The organism is Gordonia sp. NPDC003424, from assembly GCF_053588655.1.
The window spans coordinates 21,678-42,153 of sequence record NZ_JBSFQJ010000028.1; the positions used below are offsets into that span (position 1 = coordinate 21,678).

Sequence of the window (20,476 nt, forward strand, 5' to 3'; positions counted from 1 at the left end):
CAACCGGGGTCTGTGAAGTCGGAGTCAGAACAGAAGATGAGTGTGTTGGGCGTGGGCATCGACATCGTGTCGATCCCGGAGTTCGCCGATCAGTTGAAACAGCCGGGAACGACGTTCGGGGATCGGTTCACCACCCGCGAACGTCGCGACGCCGCCGCCGGCACAGGTGACGAGGCCCGTCACCTGGCCGCGCGGTGGGCCGCCAAGGAGGCCGTGGTCAAGGCGTGGTCGGTGAGCCGCTTCTCGCGGTCGCCGCTGCTGCCGCTGATCCGCCACAGCGACATCGAGGTGGTGACGGACAACTGGGGTCGCCCCGCGATCCGGTTGGCCGGGGAGATCGGGGAGATCCTCGCCGACACCCGCCTGCACATCTCGCTGACCCACGACGGCGACACCGCCGCCGCGGTGGCGATCCTCGAGGGTCACTAACGGTCAACAGTTCTTCCGCCGGGAGTTCGGTCATCCCCCACCTGCAAAGGGGGGAAGAACCGACAACCGGCGGAAGAACTGTCTGGTCAGGCCTCGGCGGCCTCCTCGGCCTCGGCGGTGGTCTCCTCGAGCAGGAGATACCCGGCGAGCATGCGCTTGAGTTCGGCCACGGTGAGGTCGTGGTCGTGGCTGTCCTGCACGGAGAAACTCAGCACCGAATAGGCCGTGTGGACCAGTACCTGCGACATCATCTCGCGGCGTTCACGCTGCGTCGGGGTGAGCGGCGCCAGGATGTGCGTGACCTGATCGGCGAGCACCCGTTCGTTCTGTGACGCGGTCGCCCGGGTGGCCGGTGTCGACTGCACCGCCAGCCACACCGCGCGCCGCGACGGGTCGTCGCGCCACAGCGCGGCGAGATGGTCGAGGAACTTCTCGAGCAGATGCGGCCAGTCCAGCGACGGGATCTCGGAGGAGAACGCGGCGAGTTCTTCGCGGACATCCACGGTGTCCTGCCGGTCGAGCTCGCACACGATGACGTACTTGTTGGCGAAGTACTGATACAGCGTGCCGATGGGAACCTCTGCGCGGGAGGCGATCTCCTCGCAGGTCAGCGATTCGAAGCCGACCTCGATGAGCAACTCGCGCGCCGCGGTGAGCATCGCGGAGAACTTCTTCTTGCTGCGTTCCTGCGTCGGTCGCTTACGGGGCAGAAGCGGCTCGGCGCGTTGCACGGACGTCGGCGTGGTCACTGCGGGTCCCGGTCACACCGAGAGGTCGCGCCGGAGTTTCGCCACGTGTCCGGTCGCCCGCACGTTGTACTGCGCGACCTCGATGGTGCCGTCGGCGTCGACCAGGAACGTCGAGCGGATGACGCCGGTGACGGTCTTGCCGTACATCGTCTTCTCGCCGAACGCGCCCCACGCGGTGAGCACCTTCTTCTCGGGGTCGCTCAGCAGCGGGAAGGTCAGCCCCTCGGCGTCGATGAATTTCTGCAGCTTCGCCGGCTTGTCGGGGGAGATACCGATCACGTCGATGCCCGCGTCGTTCAGTTCGGCGAGATTGTCACGGAAATCACACGCCTGCTTGGTGCATCCCGGCGTCGACGCAGCGGGATAGAAGTACACGATGACCTTCCGGCCTGCGTAATCGGCGAGGGAAACGTCGTTGCCCTGCGCATCCGGAAGGGTGAAGGCGGGTGCACGATCTCCGGCGGACAACCGCGTGGTGGTTGGCATACGAGCCAGGCTAGTCGATGACACTGTGGGGCAGATGCCGCGTCACGGCGCGAAATGTCCGGATCGGGCGATTCTCACCGATTCTCGCCGCGCGCCGAACGCCCTGCACATCACGGTGTCCGGCCTACAATGCCGTAGGCTCGAGTGGTTGAAAACGCGGGTCAGCCGACTTGCCGAACCAAGCTGGGAGGAACGACGTGGCCGGGGATACCGAACGCATCGAGCAGGAGATCGCGCAGGCGCGTGAGGACCTGGCCAAGACTCTCGACCAGCTGGCCGACCGCGCAAATCCGCAGCGTCTGGCCGACGATGCGAAGCACAAGGTGCTCGCGACCCTCAACCAGCCGGCGGTCAAGTACACCCTCGCCGGTGTCGGCGCGGTGGTGGTGTTTCTGGTGGTGCGAAAGATAGTGCGGTGACGGTGAAGGACACAACGACGAAGAATCGGCGACGGCAAGGTGCCGTCGCCGTTGCGATGATCGGTGTCGCGGCGAGCGCGATCGCCGGTTGCTCGGCATCGCCGAGCTACTCCGATCAGGTGAGCAACGCGCCGAGCCTGGATTCGTTGGCGCAGCCGACGATCTCGGTCACCGGGTGGCGTGACAAGCCGATGACCGACAATGCCGTGGGCGTCATGCCCGGCGCCCCGATCACCGTGACCGCACGCGACGGCAGTCTGTCGTCGGTGGTGGTGTCCGGACCCGACGGCCCGGTGCCCGGAACCACGTCGGCGGACGGGTCGACCTGGGTGTCCAAGCAGGCCCTCGATTTCGGCGAGGACTACACGCTGACCGCGGCTGCCCGCGGCATCGACGGCAGCGGCGCCAGCAAGATCGGGTTCACCACCGCGTCGGCCGATTCGCTGGCCGACGCGTCGTCGATCACCGAGGACGGGGAGACGGTCGGCATCGGCCAGCCCGTCGCCATCAACTTCGACACCCCGATCACCGACAAACTCAACGCGCAGAACGCGATCAAGGTGACCACCGACCCACCCGTGGAGGGTGCGTTCTACTGGCTCAACGACAGCATGGTGCGGTGGCGGCCGGAGCACTTCTGGGCGCCGGGCACCAAGGTGCACGTCGCGGTGAACACCAAGGGCATCGATCTCGGCGACGGCGTGTACGGCGACAACAACTTGTCGACGAACTTCACCGTCGGCCGCAGCATGGTCTCGGTCGCCGACGACAAGACACACCAGATCACCGTGTCGATCGACGGCAAGGTCGTACGGACGATGCCGACCTCGATGGGCAAGGATTCGACGCCCACCAACAACGGCATCTACATCGTCGCGGAGCGGGCGCCGAGCGTGATCATGGACTCATCGACCTACGGTGTCCCGGTCAGCTCACCGGGCGGCTACCGCGAGACCGTGTACGACGCCACGCGAATCTCGTTCAGCGGCATCTATGTCCACTCAGCTCCATGGTCGCTGGGTGACCAGGGCTACGACGACGTCAGCAACGGCTGCCTCAACGTGAGCCCGGACAACGCCGAGTGGTTCCTCGGCAAGTCCTTGCGGGGAGACGTCGTCATCGCGAAAAACACTGTGGGACCGGTGCTTCCGGGCGACGACGGCCTCGGCGACTGGAATGTGCCGTGGGCGGTGTGGCAGAAGGGTAACGCCTAGAAGGAGTTCGGGCCGGGACGAAAACGTCGCTGACCAGCCGATTTCACTCTTCGGCCACGTGTCATGTAATGTTGCCTCTCGGTTCGCCAAGCGCCATTAGCTCAATTGGCAGAGCAGCTGACTCTTAATCAGCGGGTTCGGGGTTCGAGTCCCTGATGGCGCACATCACAGAAGAAGGACGCTCCGCACCGCGGGGCGTCTTTTCTCGTGCGGGGCGGTCGGAGTCGGACAATCCGGTCGAACGGTATTTCTCGTACACTGGTCGCGACACCGCGGCGGCAACTGGTTGGAGGAACATGCGGCGCACACGGCCGGCGATTCTCGTCATTCTCATCGCGATCATCGGAACGGTCACCTCGTGCACCGAGAAGCCGAGTTATTCGGAGAACGTCCAGAGCTCCAACCTGTTCGAGGACATGCTCAAGCCGGGAGTGGCGATCACCGAGTGGGCGAACCGGCCCCTCGTCGACAAGGCCGTCGGAATCCAGCCCGGCGCCCCGATCACCGTCCGCTCCAGCGAGGGGTCGATCACCGCGGTGCGGATCGACAAGATCGACGGCACCGCCATCAAGGGCGAGCTCTCCGACGACGGCACCACCTGGATCAGTGCCGAGCCCCTGGGTTACAACCGCACGTACACACTGCAGGCGGACGCGGTCGGTATCGGTGGCAAGAGCACCAAGCGGGTCTCGTTCACCACGCGGGCACCGAACAACCTCACACAGGCCTACCTGACGCCGTCGCCGCGCGAGACGGTCGGCGTCGGCCAGCCGGTGGCGATCAAGTTCGACGAACCGATTCCGAATCGCCGGGCCGCCCAGGATGCCATCCGGATCACCACCGACCCGCCGGTCCAGGGGGCGTTCTACTGGATCAGCGACTCCGAGGTGCGCTGGCGCCCGGAAAGCTGGTGGGCGCCGGGAACCAAGGTCAACGTCGCGGTGAACACCTACGGCATCGACCTCGGTGACGGACTGTTCGGCCAGGAGAACGTGGCGACCAACTTCACCATCGGCCGGTCGATGATCATCACCGCCGACGACCGCACCAAGCAGGTCACGTTCGATCGTGGGGGACAGGTCATCCGCAGCATGCCGACGTCGATGGGCAAGCCGGGCACCGAAACCGACAACGGCGTCTACCTCGTCTCCGACAAGCACGACCACATCATCATGGACTCGTCCACCTACGGCGTCCCGATCAACTCGGCCGACGGCTACCGCACCCCGGTCGATTACGCGACCCGAATGAGCTACAGCGGCATCTTCTTTCACTCCGCGCCGTGGTCGGTGTGGGCGCAGGGCAACACCAACACGAGCCACGGATGCCTCAATCTGAGTCCCGACGACGCGCTGTGGGTCATGCACAACACGCTGCGCGGCGACCCGGTCGTCGTGAAGAACACGGCAGGCGGCACGCTGTCGGGCGTCGACGGCCTCGGCGACTGGAACATCCCGTGGGCGCAGTGGTCGCAGGGCAACGCCTGATCGGCAGCGGCAACCCGCGGCAGTGACGGCACCGCAAACACCGCGTTGAGGCCGCTTCGGTTGCGCCGTAGGTGATATCGTCCTCGAAATCGATCACCGAGGAGTCGACGACGATGATTGCGCGTTCCGGGAGCCGGCTTGTGGTGGCCGTCGTGATGGCCGCGGGCGCGCTGTCGGCCGTCACACCCGCGATCGGTCACGCCCAGCCGTCGTGGCTGCCGAGCTCGGGGTGTGAGGCCGACGCGCCGCCGAAGCCCAAACCGTTCGATCCGCGGGACCTGATTCCGAAGCTGCCCGACCACATCGGTATCCCGCTGCCGTATCCGCGGATCGTTCCGGTGCCGATGCCGGAGCCGGCGCCCGCACCGCCGGTGCGGATCCCGTCCGAGCTGCCGCCGAAGAAGCCGTGTACCGATCCGTGCCCAGACCTCACCGACCCGCCCAAGCCGTCGAACGGGCCCGCGCTCTCGATCCAGTTCCCGAAGATCACCCTGGACCCGGCGCCGAAGGACATCCCGATCCCGATACCGAATCCGAATCCGGCACCGCTGCCGCCGCCACCGCCGGCGCAGCGGCCCGGATTCGCCCCGGCCCCGGTGTCGCCCAAACCCGCGCCGCCCCGAGTCGGCGGTGTCGACTACGTGTCGACGCTGACCGGCAAGGGGTCGACGAGTCGCACCGACAAACGCTGGCAGGTGCAGGGCACCGATCTGGGCATCATGTGGGAAGCCGCGCCCGACAAGGTCGCCGTCGCGTTCGGCGACACCTTCGGCAAGGGTTTCATGCCGCCGGGCGCGAACGGCCGCGACTGGCGCAGCAACATCCTCGGGTTCAGTTCGGATCGCAAGCTCGCCGACGGGATGTCGATCGACACCATGGTGCAGGACAGCAGGTGTCATGCGGCCCAGGTCATCTCGGCCAGGCACATCGACCACATCGAGATGACGACGATTCCCACGTCGGGTTTCGCGGTCGGCAACCGCCAGTACATGAGCTACATGTCGGTGCGCACCTGGGGACCCATCCCCGGGGTGTGGCTGACCAACTACGGTGGGCTGGCGTACTCCGACGACGGGGGATCGACCTGGACCAAGGACTCGTATGCCCGGTGGGACAACATCTTCGGCACCAGTCAGTTCCAGGTGTCGTCGATGGTGCCGCAGGGTGACTACGTCTACATGTTCGGAACGCCCAACTCGCGGCTCGGGTCGATCGGTCTCGCTCGCGTGCCCAAGGACAGCGTCCTCAACAAGACCGCCTACCAGTACTGGCGTGACGGTCGCTGGGTTCCCGCCCGTGACGGCAACGTCGCGTCGGTGCTGTTCGGTGGGCCGGCCGGCGAGATCTCCGCTCGCTACGACGCCGCGTCGCAGCGTTGGCAACTGAGTTACCTCGACGGGCTGCGGCAGGCGATCGTGCTGCGTACCGCACGGTCACCGCAGGGTCTGTGGTCCGAACCCGCCGACCTCGTGCACTCCGCCCGATACGCCCAGCTCTACGGCGGATTCCTGCATCCGTGGTCGAGCGGAGGGGACCTCTACTTCACGATGTCGACGTGGACGGAGTACAACGTGACCCTGATGCGGGCGCGGTTGTACTGACGAGCGCCGTCAGGGCGTGTTGATCCAGTTCAGGATCGCCTGCCCGGCCTGTGGGTCGCCCCCGTTTATGCCGACGACCGCGCCGATCGCCGCACCCACTCCGGCACCCCAGATGCAGCCGACGATGAACAGGCACCCGACGATCAGGCCGACGATCGCGCCGACGGCGGTCGCGACGCCGCCGCCCCGGTTCCATCCGTTGTTGATGTGCCCGATCATGCTCTGGTAGGCGCGGTCCTTCTTGCTGGCCGCCGGATGCATGCCCCTGCCGATCAGTTCCTTGGCCTGCGGTGTGATGAGCGGGGTGAACACCGCGGTCGTCCGGTCTTCGCTCACCACGGCGCGCATCGGGATCGCGATGCCGTTGAGCGGAATCGACGATGCGATGCGATCGATCACGCGGCCGTTGCGGTCGACCACCGACAGTCCGCCGCCCGGTGCGCTGACGAAGGTGGCGTTGGTGAGTATCGAGGTGATCGACCGGCCGTCGATCGATGCCACGGTGCGTTGGGTGGGGGCGCCGGTGGTGGGCGCGCCGTGCGCGGTGGATGCGGTGATGGTGAGCGCCGCGATCGCCGCGACGGTCAGGAGGGCAAGTCGGAGCAGTTTCATGTCGTTTCCTCGGCGTCGGCGAAGGCTGATGCGTCAGATTATCCGTCCGGTTCGTCCCTCGTTTGGGCGTAATGACCGATTCGATCGGTCAATCGACGAGGACGGTGCCGGATGTCCCGATGAACCCGGCGATGTGACCGGTGATCAGTTCCCCGGCGGTGACAGCGCCGGAGACGGCACCACGTGTGTCAGCAGCATCGTGACCGTGGCCTCGGCGATCCGGCGGCACAACACGACGTCGCGAGTATTGAGATACGCCAACGTGATTCCGTCGGTGGCGGCGACGACGAGGGGTGCGAGCTCGTCGACGGGTTCGGCCCACACGACCCCCGTCAGCTGGGCTCCCGTCGCCAGCCCGTACGCGATCGCTTCGTAGTAGCGGTAGTACATCTCGCTGCCCAGCGGCGCGAGTCCGGCCCGCTGTCGGGCGTACTGATTGAGCGAGATCATCGCCTGTTCGCGCTCGGGATCGGCCACCACCCCGTCGACATAGCCGAAAAGGCTCTCGCGCAGGATGTTCCGTAGTCCTTCGACCCCTTCGTGGGGATGCGCGGTCGCCTCGCTCAGCGCGTGCGCGATCGCCGCCAGTTCGGAGTCGGTGCCACGACGCACCAGGGCGGCGAGGAGATCGTCGCGCGAGTCGAACACGTAGTGGAAGGTCGAGAGTGTCATCCCGGCCTCGGTGCAGATCGCCCGCGTGGTGGCGCCGTCGACACCGTGCCGGGCGATCACCCGGAATGCGGCTTCCAGTAACAGTTCTCGCCGTCTCTCGACCGGCATGCGCGCCATGGAGATCGCTTTCGTGATCGGTGTGGGGGACAGGGAGGTGCGGTCAGCGGAGCCCGGCGAGTACCTCGCGTGCCGCGCGTTGCCCGGAACGGACCGCGCCGTCCATGTAGCCGGTCCAGAAGTCGGCCGTCTCGGTCCCCGCCCAATGGATGGGCCCGACCGGATCCCGAAGTGCCGAACCATATCTCGTCAGGGTTCCGGGTGCGCTCACCGCGACCGGACCGCCCCGGGACCACTGCTCGAGATCCCACTTGAAGTTCGCGTGGTCGAGGTGGTCGCGAGCCTCCGGCCCGAAGTACTCGACGAAATTGTCGATGCACTCCGCCACGAGTTGGGCTTCGGACGCATGGTCGAGACGGCGCATCGCGTCGGCCGAGATGAAACCCATGAGGATGTGGTGGCCCTCGGTGGAGCTCTCGAACGTCACGTCGATCGGGCGACCGTTGCCGTAGACCTGGCCGGACAGACCCTTGTCCCGCCAGAACGGTCGCTTGTAGAGCGCGGAGAACTTGCTGATCGCGCCCATGTGATAGCCGCGGGTCAGCCCGACTCGAGCGGCCGGAAGCCCGGGGAGATAACGGATCTGGTCGCTGATCGCCGGGGACATCGCGACGATCACCCGGCGTGCGGTGAACGTCCCGGCGTCGCTCTTCACGGTTGCCGCCTGGCCCGTCCAGCCGATCGAACGCACCGGCGCGTTGTAGATCATCCGACTGCCCAGCGCCCGGGCCATGCGCAGCGGGACCTGGGCCGCACCGCCGACGAAGAGTCGTTCCTGGGCGCCGCCGTCGGTGCTCAACAGTCGGATGAGCGTGCCCGGGTTCTGTTCATCGCCGGCGGCCGCGATGTAGTTGAGGAAGTAGAGGGCCGAGACCTCGTCGGCACGGACCGAGAGGGCCGCCGACATGGCAACGGTCATCAGCGCTTTGGCCGTCGGATCGGCGATCGTGGAGTCGATGTAGCGCTGCCACGTGATGGAGTCGAGGTAGCGTGCGTTCGGGTGCTTCCACGGTTGGCCGACGGGGAACCCGGCCAGTGCCTCGATCTGCGCCCTGGCCAATCCGCCGAGGGCCTGGGGCGCCGCCGGGACGGCGGGCAGCGGTAGCGCAGACGGCATCCGGGTGGCTGTGCCGGAGTTCCAGAAGATGCTGTCGCCCTGGTTGTAGGTCGGGATGGTGCCGACGCCGTACTCGCGGGCGAGTGCCGCGATGTGGTTCTGGGTCGGACCGATGAACTCGGCGCCCGCATCCACGGTCGCGCCGAGAATCGGTGTCGTGATGTTGTGCACGCGTCCGCCCGCACGGCTACGGGCCTCGAGGACGAGCACCGACGTGCCGGCGGCCGCCAGCGACTTCGCCGCGGCCAGGCCACTCAGCCCACCGCCGACGACGATCACATCGGCGGTGCGCTCTCGGGGCGCGCCGCCCGCCGGGCCGCTGCCCAGGATGCCGGCTCCGGCCACCGCACCCGCGGCCGCCGCGGCGCCCGAGAGGAAGGTGCGACGCGAGATATGTTGGCTCATAAGCATTTCCGATTCTCGTGCGGGATCTTGGGGTCACTCGGGCGGACACGACAAAACGCTGGTACCGACATCTTCAGGTCAGATGACCTGAAGTAGCGGGAATGGTAACAGACCATGGTGAGCTCGCTTCTTCCTTGAGGCTCGGGATGAGGCCGCCGAAGTACGCGGATGTGCACTCGCCTATCGAGGTGCCAGGGATTCGTGCGGACGCCCATGGTGATGGGACTCACGGCGCGCGACGATGGGTGCTGTCAGCAACAAACACACGAAGGAGGCGAGCGTGCTCACCCGCTCTCACCAGTTCATCGACGGGGCCTGGATCCCGTCAACCTCGGCAGATGTCATCGAGGTGACCGACGCCGGCAGCGGCGAGGTCATGGCGACCGTGCCGGCGGGCACCCCAGCCGATGTCGACGCGGCCGTCGCGGCCGCACGGGCGGCGTTCGGAAACTGGGCCGCCCGCGATGTCGCCGAGCGGGTCGGCTACCTCAAACTGGCCGCCGACGAGCTCGCGCGGCGCCAGAACGAGATCGCCGCGGTGATCAGCCGCGAGGTCGGCACACCCTATGCGACAAGCAATGTGGTGCAGACCGGACTGCCACAGATGATGCTGGCGACCACCGCGCAGATCGCCCTGGATTACCCCTACACCGAGCACGTCCACAACTCGCTGGTCGTCAAGAAGCCCATCGGAGTGGTCGCGGCCATCACGCCGTGGAACTACCCGCTGCATCAGCTCGTCGCCAAGGTCGCGCCGGCGCTGGCCGCCGGCTGCACCGTCGTCGCCAAGCCCAGCGAGGTCGCACCGATCAACGCGTTCCTGCTCGCCGAGATCTTCGAGACCATCGGCCTGCCGCAGGGCGTGTTCAACCTGGTCACCGGTTACGGCACCACCGTCGGGGAGGCGATGGTCGCGCACCCGGACGTCGACATGGTCACCTTCACGGGCTCCACCATGGCTGGACGCCGGATCGGTGCCGTCGCCGCCGACACCATCAAGCGCGTCGCACTCGAACTCGGAGGAAAGTCGCCACTGATCGCGCTCGACGACGCAGATCCGGTTGCCGTGGCCACCGCGAGCGCCAACGCGTGCTACCTCAACTCCGGCCAGACGTGTATCGCGTTGACCCGGCTCATCGTTCCCGCGGCGCGCAAGGCCGAGTACGAGGCCATCGCGAAGGTCGCTGCCGAGAGCGTCGTGGTCGGAGATCCCTTCGACCCGTCGTCGGACATCGGGCCGCTGGTCTCGGAGCTGCAGCGCGATCGCGTCCGCGCCATGATCTCGTGCGGTATCGACGAGGGCGCGACTCTCCTGACCGGCGGGACCGAAGCGCCCGCCGGACTCGACACCGGCTACTACGTCCGCCCGACCGTGTTCACCGACACCACACCCGACATGCGCATCGTCCGCGAGGAGATCTTCGGCCCGGTCCTGATCATCCAGACCTACGAGACCGAGGACGAGGCGATCGCCTTGGCCAACGACAGCGTCTACGGGCTGAACGCCGGCGTGTACTCCGCCGACGTCGATCGCGCGATCGCCGTCGGACTGCGGCTCGAGTCCGGCCAGGTGCAGATCAACGACGGCGCCTTCAACATCCATGCCCCGTTCGGCGGGGTCAAGCAGTCCGGCAACGGCCGCGAACTCGGTGTGGCCGGTTTCGAGGACTTCCTCGAGACCACCTCGCTGCAGTTGCCCTGACCACCTTTCCGACACCACCAGGAGACCACTGATGACAGACATCACCTTCACCCCACTGCGCCGTGAGACGCTCGCGGCACTCGTCGACACCTTCGTCGCACCGGTACCGCACGATGGCGACGACCCGTACGGGTTCTACGCGACCGCCGGCAGTGCGGTCGGCGCCCACCTCGCCGTCGAGCACTACCTCACCGCCAAACTGCCGGGCGATCAGCTCGCCGGATTGCTCCAGCTCGTCGACGCGCTGGCCTTGGTCGGACTCAAGAACCAGCCGCAGCACGTGCGGGAGACCACGGTGGGCGTGGTCGCACGCATCGCTCCCGAAGCGGCGATCGGCATCGGCGCCGTCCGGCAACTCGCCATCAATTTCGCCTACGCGATCACCGACGAGCAGGGTCACTCGCCGCTGGTCACCGGTATGGGGTTCCCCGGCGTGCCGCAGATCCCCGGGCGGCGAGGGCGCACCCTGACGGTGCGGGAGACCGACGCCGACGAGACGATCGTCTGCGATGCGGTGGTCGTCGGCTCGGGTTCGGGCGGCGGGGTTGCCGCGGCGGAACTCGCCTGTGCGGGAAAGCATGTGATCGTGCTGGAGGCCGGCGACTACGTGAGCGAGGCGGAGTTCGGACTGACCGAGCTCGCCGCCTACCAGCAGCTCTGCCTCAACGGCGGGGCGTTTCCGACCGTCGACGGCACGGTCAACATCCTTGCCGGCGGAGTCGTCGGCGGAGGGTCGACGCTCAACTGGTCCAACTCGGTGCCCTTGCCGATGCGGTTGCGTCGTCGCTGGGCCGACGAGTTCGGCCTGACCGACGTCGCCACCGACGAGTTCGACGGTCACATCGAGGCCGTGATGAACCGCATCGGCGCCAACGAAAAGGTCGCGTACCAGAACGGTCCGCACACCAAGCTGTCCGAGGGTGCCGCGGCATGCGGATGGAGCTACAAGCACACCAACCTCAACATCGATCCCGAACTGTTCGATCCGGAGCTCTCCGGTTTCAGCGGATTCGGTGACGCGACGGGCGCCAAGCAGGGCACCATGCGTACATATCTACAAGATGCCAGCGATGCCGGCGCCGAACTGATCGTGCGTGCCCGTGCCCGCGAGATCCTGCACGCCGACGGGCGGGCGAATGGCGTGATCGTCGACATCGTCGACGCGGAAGGCCTTGTCTCGCAGACATTTCGGATCATGGCCCCGACGGTGGTGGTGGCCGGCGGCAGCATGGAGACCCCCGCCCTGCTGCTGCGATCGGGAATCGGCGGACCGGCGGCCGGCGCCAATCTGCGACTGCATCCCGCCGGACTGGTGAGCGGCCTGTACGGCGACGAGGATCTCGCGCCGTTCCGTGGCCCCGCTCAGGCCGGAATCATGGACGAGTTCGCCGCCGGCTCCGATGAGCATCACGCGTTCCTCGTGGAGGGTGTGCAACAGTTCCCGGGTCTGTTCGCCTCGGTGACGCCGTGGACGTCCGCGGCCGAGCGCAAGGACCTCATCGGGCGCTACCGTTCGCGTGCCGACTGGGTGTTCATCACCGAGGATCACGGCAGCGGGACCGTTGCGATCGACGACGATGGTCGGTCGGTGGCGCGCTACCCGTTCGACGACGAGGCGGACCGGCGGACGTTCCACGCGGCCGCGGGTGCATGCATCCGCATGCATGCGGCGCAGGGAGCGGACACGATTTGGGTGAGCGGACAGCCGTTCGCGCCGTGGCGTCGAGGTGACGACGTCGACGCGTACATCGATCGGGTACAGGCGCTGCCGATCGGCCCAGGCGGGCTGGTTGCCTTCAGCGCGCACCAGATGGGCAGCGCCGCACTGGGTGCCGATCCATCGACGAGTGTCGCCGACCCGAGCGGACAACTCCACGACGTCCGCGGAGTGTGGATCGCCGACGCGAGCGGCATGCCCACCTGTTCGTCGGTGAACCCGATGGTCACCGTGATGACGCTGGCCCGCCGGACGGCGCACGCGATCCTGGCGGCCGACGCCCGCTGATCATCGGCTCGGCGAGTGGGGCAGGGGCATGAATGTCTCTGTCCCACTGGTCATCTGGTGACCTCGCGGGTGACGGGGAGGGTCTCTGGTGAGCGATGGGCGATCTCGAGGGCGAGGAAGACCTGCAGGCGACGCGGTGCTATCGGCTGCCCCATCAACGACTCCGCCCGAGACAGTCTCTGCAGCACCGTATTTCGGTGGGTGAACAGTCGGGCGGCCGCGCGGGGCGCCGATTCACCTTCCTCCAGATGGATTCGTACGGTGTCCCGGAGGGTCTCGAGAACCGGATCGGCGCCGGCGAGGTCGCCGAGGACATCGCGGACGAATCGCGCTGCCTTGGTGGGGTCTTCGGTGGCCAGGGCCGCGGGAACGAGGTCGTCATAGGTGAGGACGGCGCCGTCGGTGTCGCTCGTCATGGCGAGCCGTTGGACGGCAACCGTTTGTGAGTGCGCCAGCCGGAAACCTTCGGAGCCGGCGGCCGTGGGGCCGACGAGGACATGGGGTGACGCGGATAGATCGGTGGCGGCCCGGCGGAGCGCCTCGCGATCGACCTCGGGCCCGGTCTCGAGCCATAGCCAGATCTGTCCGGCGCCCGCCGGGTGACTCGCCCAGCGCGCACCGAGGCGGGCGGCGAGTTCACCGGCCGCGCGTTCGAGGGTTGCGGCCGTGGCGTCGTGTGACCACATCGCGACGAATGTGTGCCGAGCGGACAGTGGATAACCGAGGAGCCGGGTAGCGACGTCGTGGTCCACGGGTGCGCCGTCGATCAGCAGACGAATGGTCTCCGCGCGCCGGGTCAGCCCGCCGTGATTGAGCTCGTCGTGTTGGTTCTTGAGCTCGGCGATCTCCATCGCCATCGAGTCGTTGACATAGCGGAAAATCAGATCGGAACTGCGGGCCAGCACCCGGACGAGTTCGGCGCGGTCGTCGACCACGTCGGTGGCGACTTCAATCCACCGCCGCCACAGCGCTTCCTGGCCGAATCGGTAAGCCTGCACGAGCACGTCGAGTTCGATGCCACGGCGCACCAGGTTGCGTGCCTTCACGACGCCTTCGGGCAGGGTGCGCACGGGCACCGGAGAATCCGGGTCCACCGAAACCGTGTGCAGGAAGTGCAGGACGATGACCCGATTGCTGGCCGTCGTGTCATGGGCGATCGCAGGATCGCTCATCATGGCGGGAGCGCCCCGGTCGACGGCCGTGTTGATCTCGTCGATCACGGCTTCGGCGACGTCGAGGATCTGCCCGGCAATGGCTGTGACGAGCGTTGACGTCACCGTCGAGAACTGCTGGGTGGTCGTCATGCACCCATCGTAGTGAGGGCTACTTGTACTTCTTGATGATCTTGGCGGCTTCGTCTTTGTCGACGTTCTTGGCCACCAGTTTCCCGTTCTTCGCCTTGCGGATGGAGTAGTGCCCATCCTTCTTGGCCGCCGCGACATGAAGCCCGACCTTCTTGGCCGCTTTGTTCAGATCCTCGAGCATGAGCGGGATCGTACGGTACTCAGGTGAACGGCTGATGTCGGACGCGATGGTCCGACACCCCTCGAGGGGGAGACCCTATCCTGCTGCCAACTCGAGTCCGCGCAGGGTTGCGCTCGCCCGGTGTTCGACCAGCAGTGGGATGACCTCGGCGGACTTCGCCCCGCGATACCGGGCGTACGCGTCGTCGACTGCGACGGTCACCTCGTCGGACGTGCGGTCCGGAAAGTAGGACATCAATCGATTGCAGACAGCTTCAACGAGCTGCCGTTCATTTCCCCCGTGCATGGTGTTCATCGTAAATCCGCCTAAGTCACCCGACCTATTCAGGTCGTTGTGAGTTTCAACATACGTTGTAACAAATAGAGAGCCACCCGCCCCGGCCGCGGTGCGGCGGCCACCGGTGGAAACGCACGAGGCCGGAGGGATGAACCCTCCGGCCTCGATGTCGGGGTGGATGACGGGACTCGAACCCGCGACAGCCAGGATCACAACCTGGTGCTCTACCAACTGAACTACATCCACCATCGGCGTCCGACACCCGGGATTCTCATCACCGAGTTTCAGAGCCAGGGACTTACTCTAGCGGGTCAGGGTGCCGGAACTCCAATCGGTTCCCGCCCGGCGTGTTCATGCAGGTCCGAGGTCTGCGACGATCGTTGTCAGGGCGTCGGAATCGGGTCCGGGAGCGGGGACGAAGGCGGCCGCGCGGTAGTAGCGCAGCTCGCGAATGGACTCGCGGATGTCGGCCAGCGCGCGGTGCGCGAGGCCCTTCTCCGGCTGACCGAAGTAGATCTTCGGATACCAGCGCCGGCACAGTTCCTTGATCGAGCTGACGTCGACCATTCGGTAGTGCAGGTAGGCATCGAGTTCGGGCATGTCGCGGGCGATGAAGCCGCGGTCGGTGGCGATCGAGTTGCCGGCCAGGGGCACCGTGCCGGGGGTCGTGACCTGGGAGCGGATGTAGTCGAGGACCTGCTTCTCGGCCTCGGCGAGCGTGACGGTCGACGCGCGGACCTCGTCGGTGAGTCCGGATGCGGCATGCATCTTGGTCACGACGTCGGGCATGGCCGCGAGCGCGTCGTCGTCGGCGTGGATGACGATGTCCACGCCGTCGCCGAGGATGTTCAGGTCGCTGTCGGTGACCAGCGCGGCGATCTCGATCAGTTTGTCCGATTCGAGCTGCAGCCCGGTCATCTCGCAGTCGATCCACACGAGTTTGTCCTGCATCCGGTCAAGACTAGTCGGCGCCACCGACGCGGAGCCGTCGGCCGCTATTGTTTGCTGTGGCGGGCCACACACCGGTTCGCGGGCAACCGCACGGCCGAGAGGGAGCATCTTGTGACCGACGCCCATGAATCCGCGCAAGCCATCGGTGCCGGGTACGCGTTCGAGTCGGCCGCGCTGGAGCTCGGCTCGATTTCGGTTGACGGACAGGTCGATCCGACGGCGAGGGTGCGAATCCCGTTGTCGATGATGAACCGGCACGGACTCGTCGCCGGGGCCACCGGCACTGGAAAGACCAAGTCGCTGCAGGTGATCGCGGAGCAGCTGTCGGCCAACGGGGTGCCGGTGATCATGGCCGACATCAAGGGTGACCTGTCCGGGCTGCGGAACCCGGGCATCGCCAACGACCGGATCACCGAGCGTGCACAGCAGACGGGCGACGACTGGCAGCCGGCCGGTTTTCCGGTGGAGTTCGTGTCGCTCGGGGCGTCGGGCATCGGTGTGCCGATCCGCGCCACCGTCACCTCCTTCGGTCCCATCCTGCTCAGTAAGGTCTTGGGGCTCAACGAAACCCAGGAATCCACGCTCGGCCTGATCTTCCACTGGGCCGACCAGCGAACCCTGCCGCTCCTCGACCTCAAGGATCTGCGGTCGGTGATCGCGTACCTGACGAGCGACGAGGGCAAGCCCGAACTGAAGGCGATCGGCGGCGTGTCGACACAGACCGCCGGGGTGATCCTGCGTGCGCTGACCAATCTCGAGGCCGACGGCGGCGACACCTTCTTCGGTGAACCCGAGATCGAGCCTGCAGACCTGTTACGCCTCGACGGCGACGGCCGCGGCATCATCACCCTGTTCGAGCTGGGCGCCCAGGCCGCACGGCCGGCCCTGTTCTCCACCTTCCTGATGTGGATTCTGGCGGACCTCTTCGAGTTCCTGCCCGAGGTCGGCGATCTGGACAAACCGAAGGTGGTGTTCATCTTCGACGAGGCGCATCTCCTGTTCGCCGATGCCTCCAAGGCGTTCAAGGCGCAGGTGGAGCAGACGGTCAAGCTCATCCGGTCCAAGGGCGTCGGAGTGTTCTTCTGCTCGCAGTTGCCCACCGACATCCCGAACGCGGTGTTGTCGCAACTCGGTGCCCGCATCCAGCATGCATTGCGCGCCTTCACGCCCGACGATCAGAAGGCGCTCTCGAAGACCGTCAAGACCTATCCGGTCTCGGACGTGTACAAGCTCGATCAGGTGCTCACCTCGCTCGGTACCGGCGAGGCCGTCGTGACGGTGCTCTCCGAGCGGGGTGCGCCGACGCCGGTCGCCTGGACGGTGATGCGGGCGCCCCGGTCGTCGATGGAAGCTCTTGGCGCCGACGGGATCACCGCCGCGGCCACCGCCGGCCCGCTCTACGCCAAGTACGGTCAGGCGATCGATCGGGAATCGGCCTACGAGAAGCTGGCCGCCAAGACGCTGGCTCCGGGGGAGCCCGCGGATGCACCCGTGCCCGACACCGTGCCGCTGCCGCCGATGCCCGCACCCGCCCCGGCGCCGCAGCCCGACGAGTCCGGCATCCTCACCGAGGTGCTCACCAGCAAGCCGATGCAGAGTTTCCTGAGGTCCGCGGCCAGCGCGGCCGGACGTGAGTTCAGCCGGGCGATCTTCGGGACGAGTCGGCGGCGGCGCTGAATACTCAGTCGCCGTCGCCGAGTCTGCGATAGAACGTGCCGACGATGGGCGCGACGACGGCGCGCGGCGAGTAGCCGCCGGCCACCGACATGGCCTTGGACATCATGCCCGGCACGATCCGCATCTTGTTGTGCGCCAGAGCGTCCAGGCTCATCTCGGCGACCTTGTCGCTGGAGTGCCAGAGAAAGTCGGGAACCATCCGGTCGACGATGGACGCCTCCTCGGCGGCCGGGGTCTCGGTCCGCACCGGCCCCGGCGCGAGCAGCGTCACGTGCACGCCCTGGCCGCCGACCTCGCCCCGCAGGGACTCGCTGAAGGTGTTGACGAACGCCTTCGTCGCGGCGTACGTGGCGTTGTTGGGGATCGGCATGTTGCCGGCCGCGGATCCGACCATCAGGATGCCGCCGGAGCCACGTTGCACCATCTGCGGCAGGACGGCGAGCGTCAGGTCGTGCACGGCGTTGACGTTCAGCCGTACCTGGGCGCGTTCGTAGTCCGGATCGAGTTCGCTGACCGGCCCAAAGGTGGCGATGCCGGCGTTGTTGCACAAGATGCTGATCTCGCGGCCGGCGAGCTCGGCGCACAGCACCTCGACGGCCGTCGGCTCGGACAGGTCGACCGGTCGCACCTCGGCCTCCACCGAGAGCTCCGTGCGCAGTTCGGTCGCCAGTTCTTCGAGGACGTCGCCGCGTCGCGCGACCAGGATCGTCGAGTATCCGCGTCGGGCGAGCTCGCGCGCCAATGCCATCCCGATGCCGGAGGACGCTCCGGTGACGACGGCGCGGGCGGACTCGGATGGTGCGGGAACTCCCATGCTGGGCATGGTAGTCGGGTCATGCACGCGGCAGCCGTGGGCATCGAGGGTGCATCACCTACATCTCGCGATCCTCGAGTCGCATCCGCGCATCGTCGGAAAAGTCGAGGTGGTCGCGAACCATGTGCCTGCCTCCCGGCGACCGAGGCCGACGGCACACAAGTGTGCGCCGTCGGCATCGAAGTCGGAACGGATCAGGCGATCCCGGCGGCCACCTCGGTGCCCTGCCGGATGGCGCGCTTGGCGTCGAGTTCGGCGGCGACGTCCGCGCCACCGATGACGTGCGTCGTGACGCCGGCGACGGTCAGCGGATCGACCAGCTCACGGACGGATTCCTGTCCGGCACACACGACGACGTTGTCCACCTCGAGGATTCGCGTCTCGGTGACCGCTCCCGACTCGTCCCGGAAGCTCAGATGCAGTCCGGCATCGTCGATCTTGTCGTAGCTCGCGCCGGAGATCTGTTCCACGCCTTTCATCTTCACCGTCGCACGATGGACCCAGCCGCTGGTCTTGCCGAGGCCCGCCCCCTGCTTTCCGGGCTTGCGCTGCACCAGATACACCTGCCGGACGGCCGGCAGCGGCCGCGGCTTGGTGAGGAAGCCCGGCTTGGACAGATCCTCGCTGATGCCCCATTCCTGTTCCCACTCTTTGAGATTCAGGGTCGGCGACTCGTCGACGGTGAGGAACTCGGTGACGTCGAAGCCGATGCCGCCGGCACCCATGACGGCGACCCGTTTGCCGATCTCGCGGCGGCCGAGCACCGCGTCGGCGTAGGACATCACCATCGGATGGTCGATGCCGTCGATCTGCGGGATGCGTGGTGTGACACCGGTCGCGACGATGACCTCGTCGAACTTCTCGGCGATCAGTTCGTCGGCGGTGACCCGGGTGTTCAGATGCACGGTGACACCGGTGACCTCGAGTTGGCGGGTGTAGTAGCGGATCGTCTCGTTGAACTCTTCCTTGCCGGGAATGCGTGCGGCGATGGAGAATTGGCCGCCGATGTGTTCGCCCGCCTCGTAGAGATCGACCCTGTGGCCGCGCTGGGCCGCCGACACCGCGGCCGACAGCCCGGCCGGACCGGCGCCGATCACCGCGACGCGCTTGGCACGACGGGTCGGTCCCAGGGTCAGCGTGGTCTCGCGGCCCGCACGCGGATTGAGCAGGCACGACACCTTTTTCCCGACGAACGCGTGATCCAGGCAGGCCTGGTTGCAGCCGATGCAGGTGTTGATCTCGTCGCCGCGGCCGGCCTGCGCCTTGATGGCGAAGTCCGGGTCGGCGAGTAGCGGGCGGGCCATCGAGATGGCGTCGACCTTGCCGCGCTCGAGGATCTCCTCGGCCACCTCGGGGGTGTTGATGCGGTTGCTGGCGATCAGCGGGATGGACACCTCGTCGCGCAGCCGTTCGGTGAACTTCACGAACGCGGCACGCGGCACGGACGTGACGATGGTGGGGACCTGCGCCTCGTGCCAGCCGATGTCGGTGTTGATCGCGTCGACACCGAGTTCCTCGGCCTTGCGGGCCATCAACGCGATCTCGTCCCAGGTCTGCCCCTTGCGGACGAAGTCGGCGATGGACTGACGCAGGATGACCGGGAAGTCGCGCGGGGTCTGGCGACGGATCTCTTTGATCACCTCGACGAGGAACCGCTGCCGGTTCTCGGTCGAGCCGCCCCACTTGTCGGTGCGGTCATTGGTGTGCGGGCACAGGAACTGGTTGATCAGATAGCCTTCGCCGCCCATGATCTCGATGGCGTCGTAACCGGCCTTGTGCGCGAGTTTGGCGGAGCGGCCGAAGGATTTGATGACGTGCCGGATGATCGGCTCGGTCATCGTCAGGTGCTTGAACGGGTGGATCGGCGACGGTTCGCTGCCCGGCGCCACCTTGAACGGCGTGTAGCCGTAGCGGCCGGCGTGGATGAGCTGAAGCGCGATCTTGCCGTCGGCCTTGTGCACAGCCTTGGTGATGCGACGGTGCCGTTCGACGTCGATCCGGTTGGTCATCTTGCCGGCGAACGGCAGGAGTAGTCCGGTGCGCGACGTGCCGAAACCGCCGGTGATGATCAGGCCGACGCCGCCGCGGGCGCGCTCGGCATAGTAGGCGGCGAGCTTGTCGGTGTCCCAGAGGCGATCCTCGAGGCCGGTGTGCATCGATCCCATGATCAGCCGGTTCTTGAGGGTGGTGCCGCCGAGCTGCAGGGGCTCGAACAGGTGCGGGTAGTTCTTGTTCGGTTCTGCCGTGTGGGCTGACAT

The 20,476-nt window shown here is 66.8% G+C and carries 19 protein-coding genes and 2 tRNA genes; 9 read left to right on the plus strand and 12 right to left on the minus strand.

Annotation, left to right across the window (positions count from 1 at the left end):
• The first annotated feature begins 36 nt into the window (after positions 1-36).
• The gene (gene acpS, locus ACWDTI_RS25675) at positions 37-429 is read left to right on the plus strand and encodes a holo-ACP synthase AcpS (RefSeq protein ID WP_449740964.1); all 393 of its coding nucleotides are present in this window, start codon (positions 37-39) and stop codon (positions 427-429) included.
• A gap of 86 nt (positions 430-515) precedes the next feature.
• Here the strand turns inward: acpS and ACWDTI_RS25680 are convergent, their stop codons facing one another.
• Positions 516-1,088 (minus strand): TetR/AcrR family transcriptional regulator, encoded by a 573-nt coding sequence (locus ACWDTI_RS25680; RefSeq protein WP_449740989.1) that lies wholly within the window; start codon positions 1,086-1,088, stop codon positions 516-518.
• 102 nt (positions 1,089-1,190) lie between these two features.
• Positions 1,191-1,664, minus strand: a complete 474-nt coding sequence (gene bcp, locus ACWDTI_RS25685) for a thioredoxin-dependent thiol peroxidase (protein ID WP_449740965.1) — start codon at positions 1,662-1,664, stop codon at positions 1,191-1,193.
• A gap of 197 nt (positions 1,665-1,861) precedes the next feature.
• On the opposite strand from bcp, the gene ACWDTI_RS25690 reads away from it, so the two are divergent.
• From ACWDTI_RS25690 to ACWDTI_RS25710, 5 genes are all read left to right on the plus strand, one after another.
• Positions 1,862-2,083 carry a DUF3618 domain-containing protein gene (locus ACWDTI_RS25690; protein ID WP_449740966.1) on the plus strand — a complete coding sequence of 74 codons (222 nt, stop codon included), beginning with the start codon at positions 1,862-1,864 and terminating at the stop codon, positions 2,081-2,083.
• 56 nt (positions 2,084-2,139) lie between these two features.
• On the plus strand, positions 2,140-3,297 hold the full coding sequence (locus tag ACWDTI_RS25695; RefSeq protein ID WP_449740990.1) for a L,D-transpeptidase: 1,158 nt from the start codon (positions 2,140-2,142) through the stop codon (positions 3,295-3,297).
• A gap of 90 nt (positions 3,298-3,387) precedes the next feature.
• Positions 3,388-3,460 (plus strand) — tRNA-Lys (locus ACWDTI_RS25700).
• A gap of 133 nt (positions 3,461-3,593) precedes the next feature.
• Positions 3,594-4,784 carry a L,D-transpeptidase gene (locus ACWDTI_RS25705; RefSeq protein WP_449740967.1) on the plus strand — a complete coding sequence of 397 codons (1,191 nt, stop codon included), beginning with the start codon at positions 3,594-3,596 and terminating at the stop codon, positions 4,782-4,784.
• Between the two features lie 113 nt (positions 4,785-4,897).
• Positions 4,898-6,385, plus strand: coding sequence for a DUF4185 domain-containing protein (locus tag ACWDTI_RS25710; protein WP_449740968.1), 1,488 nt, complete (start codon positions 4,898-4,900; stop codon positions 6,383-6,385).
• 9 nt (positions 6,386-6,394) lie between these two features.
• Here the strand turns inward: ACWDTI_RS25710 and ACWDTI_RS25715 are convergent, their stop codons facing one another.
• The 3 genes from ACWDTI_RS25715 to ACWDTI_RS25725 all read right to left on the minus strand — a co-directional run bounded on the left by ACWDTI_RS25715 (position 6,395) and on the right by ACWDTI_RS25725 (position 9,308).
• Complete coding sequence (locus ACWDTI_RS25715; RefSeq protein WP_449740969.1) at positions 6,395-6,997, minus strand: hypothetical protein; 603 nt, start codon at positions 6,995-6,997, stop codon at positions 6,395-6,397.
• 144 nt (positions 6,998-7,141) lie between these two features.
• A complete protein-coding gene (locus ACWDTI_RS25720; protein WP_449740970.1) occupies positions 7,142-7,777 on the minus strand; it encodes a TetR/AcrR family transcriptional regulator in 636 nt (211 codons plus the stop codon).
• Positions 7,778-7,829: 52 nt separating this feature from the next.
• The gene (locus tag ACWDTI_RS25725) at positions 7,830-9,308 is read right to left on the minus strand and encodes a flavin monoamine oxidase family protein (RefSeq protein WP_449740971.1); all 1,479 of its coding nucleotides are present in this window, start codon (positions 9,306-9,308) and stop codon (positions 7,830-7,832) included.
• Positions 9,309-9,549: 241 nt separating this feature from the next.
• On the opposite strand from ACWDTI_RS25725, the gene ACWDTI_RS25730 reads away from it, so the two are divergent.
• Entirely contained in the window at positions 9,550-11,010 is a 1,461-nt protein-coding gene (locus tag ACWDTI_RS25730) for an aldehyde dehydrogenase family protein (protein ID WP_449740972.1), read from the plus strand.
• A gap of 31 nt (positions 11,011-11,041) precedes the next feature.
• Positions 11,042-13,015, plus strand: coding sequence for a GMC family oxidoreductase N-terminal domain-containing protein (locus tag ACWDTI_RS25735; protein ID WP_449740973.1), 1,974 nt, complete (start codon positions 11,042-11,044; stop codon positions 13,013-13,015).
• A gap of 50 nt (positions 13,016-13,065) precedes the next feature.
• Here the strand turns inward: ACWDTI_RS25735 and ACWDTI_RS25740 are convergent, their stop codons facing one another.
• From ACWDTI_RS25740 to orn, 5 genes are all read right to left on the minus strand, one after another.
• On the minus strand, positions 13,066-14,319 hold the full coding sequence (locus ACWDTI_RS25740; protein WP_449740974.1) for a PucR family transcriptional regulator: 1,254 nt from the start codon (positions 14,317-14,319) through the stop codon (positions 13,066-13,068).
• Positions 14,320-14,338: 19 nt separating this feature from the next.
• Positions 14,339-14,500 (minus strand): hypothetical protein, encoded by a 162-nt coding sequence (locus ACWDTI_RS25745; RefSeq protein ID WP_449740975.1) that lies wholly within the window; start codon positions 14,498-14,500, stop codon positions 14,339-14,341.
• 75 nt (positions 14,501-14,575) lie between these two features.
• Entirely contained in the window at positions 14,576-14,794 is a 219-nt protein-coding gene (locus ACWDTI_RS25750; RefSeq protein WP_449740976.1) for a three-helix bundle dimerization domain-containing protein, read from the minus strand.
• A gap of 155 nt (positions 14,795-14,949) precedes the next feature.
• Positions 14,950-15,022: transfer RNA gene (locus tag ACWDTI_RS25755), tRNA-His, on the minus strand.
• A gap of 105 nt (positions 15,023-15,127) precedes the next feature.
• Positions 15,128-15,727 carry an oligoribonuclease gene (orn, locus tag ACWDTI_RS25760; protein ID WP_449740977.1) on the minus strand — a complete coding sequence of 200 codons (600 nt, stop codon included), beginning with the start codon at positions 15,725-15,727 and terminating at the stop codon, positions 15,128-15,130.
• Between the two features lie 111 nt (positions 15,728-15,838).
• On the opposite strand from orn, the gene ACWDTI_RS25765 reads away from it, so the two are divergent.
• The gene (locus ACWDTI_RS25765; protein WP_449740978.1) at positions 15,839-17,404 is read left to right on the plus strand and encodes a helicase HerA-like domain-containing protein; all 1,566 of its coding nucleotides are present in this window, start codon (positions 15,839-15,841) and stop codon (positions 17,402-17,404) included.
• A gap of 4 nt (positions 17,405-17,408) precedes the next feature.
• Here the strand turns inward: ACWDTI_RS25765 and cmrA are convergent, their stop codons facing one another.
• The gene (gene cmrA / locus ACWDTI_RS25770) at positions 17,409-18,218 is read right to left on the minus strand and encodes a mycolate reductase (RefSeq protein ID WP_449740979.1); all 810 of its coding nucleotides are present in this window, start codon (positions 18,216-18,218) and stop codon (positions 17,409-17,411) included.
• A 194-nt stretch (positions 18,219-18,412) separates the two neighbouring features.
• Positions 18,413-20,476 (minus strand): oxidoreductase, encoded by a 2,064-nt coding sequence (locus tag ACWDTI_RS25775; RefSeq protein WP_449740980.1) that lies wholly within the window; start codon positions 20,474-20,476, stop codon positions 18,413-18,415.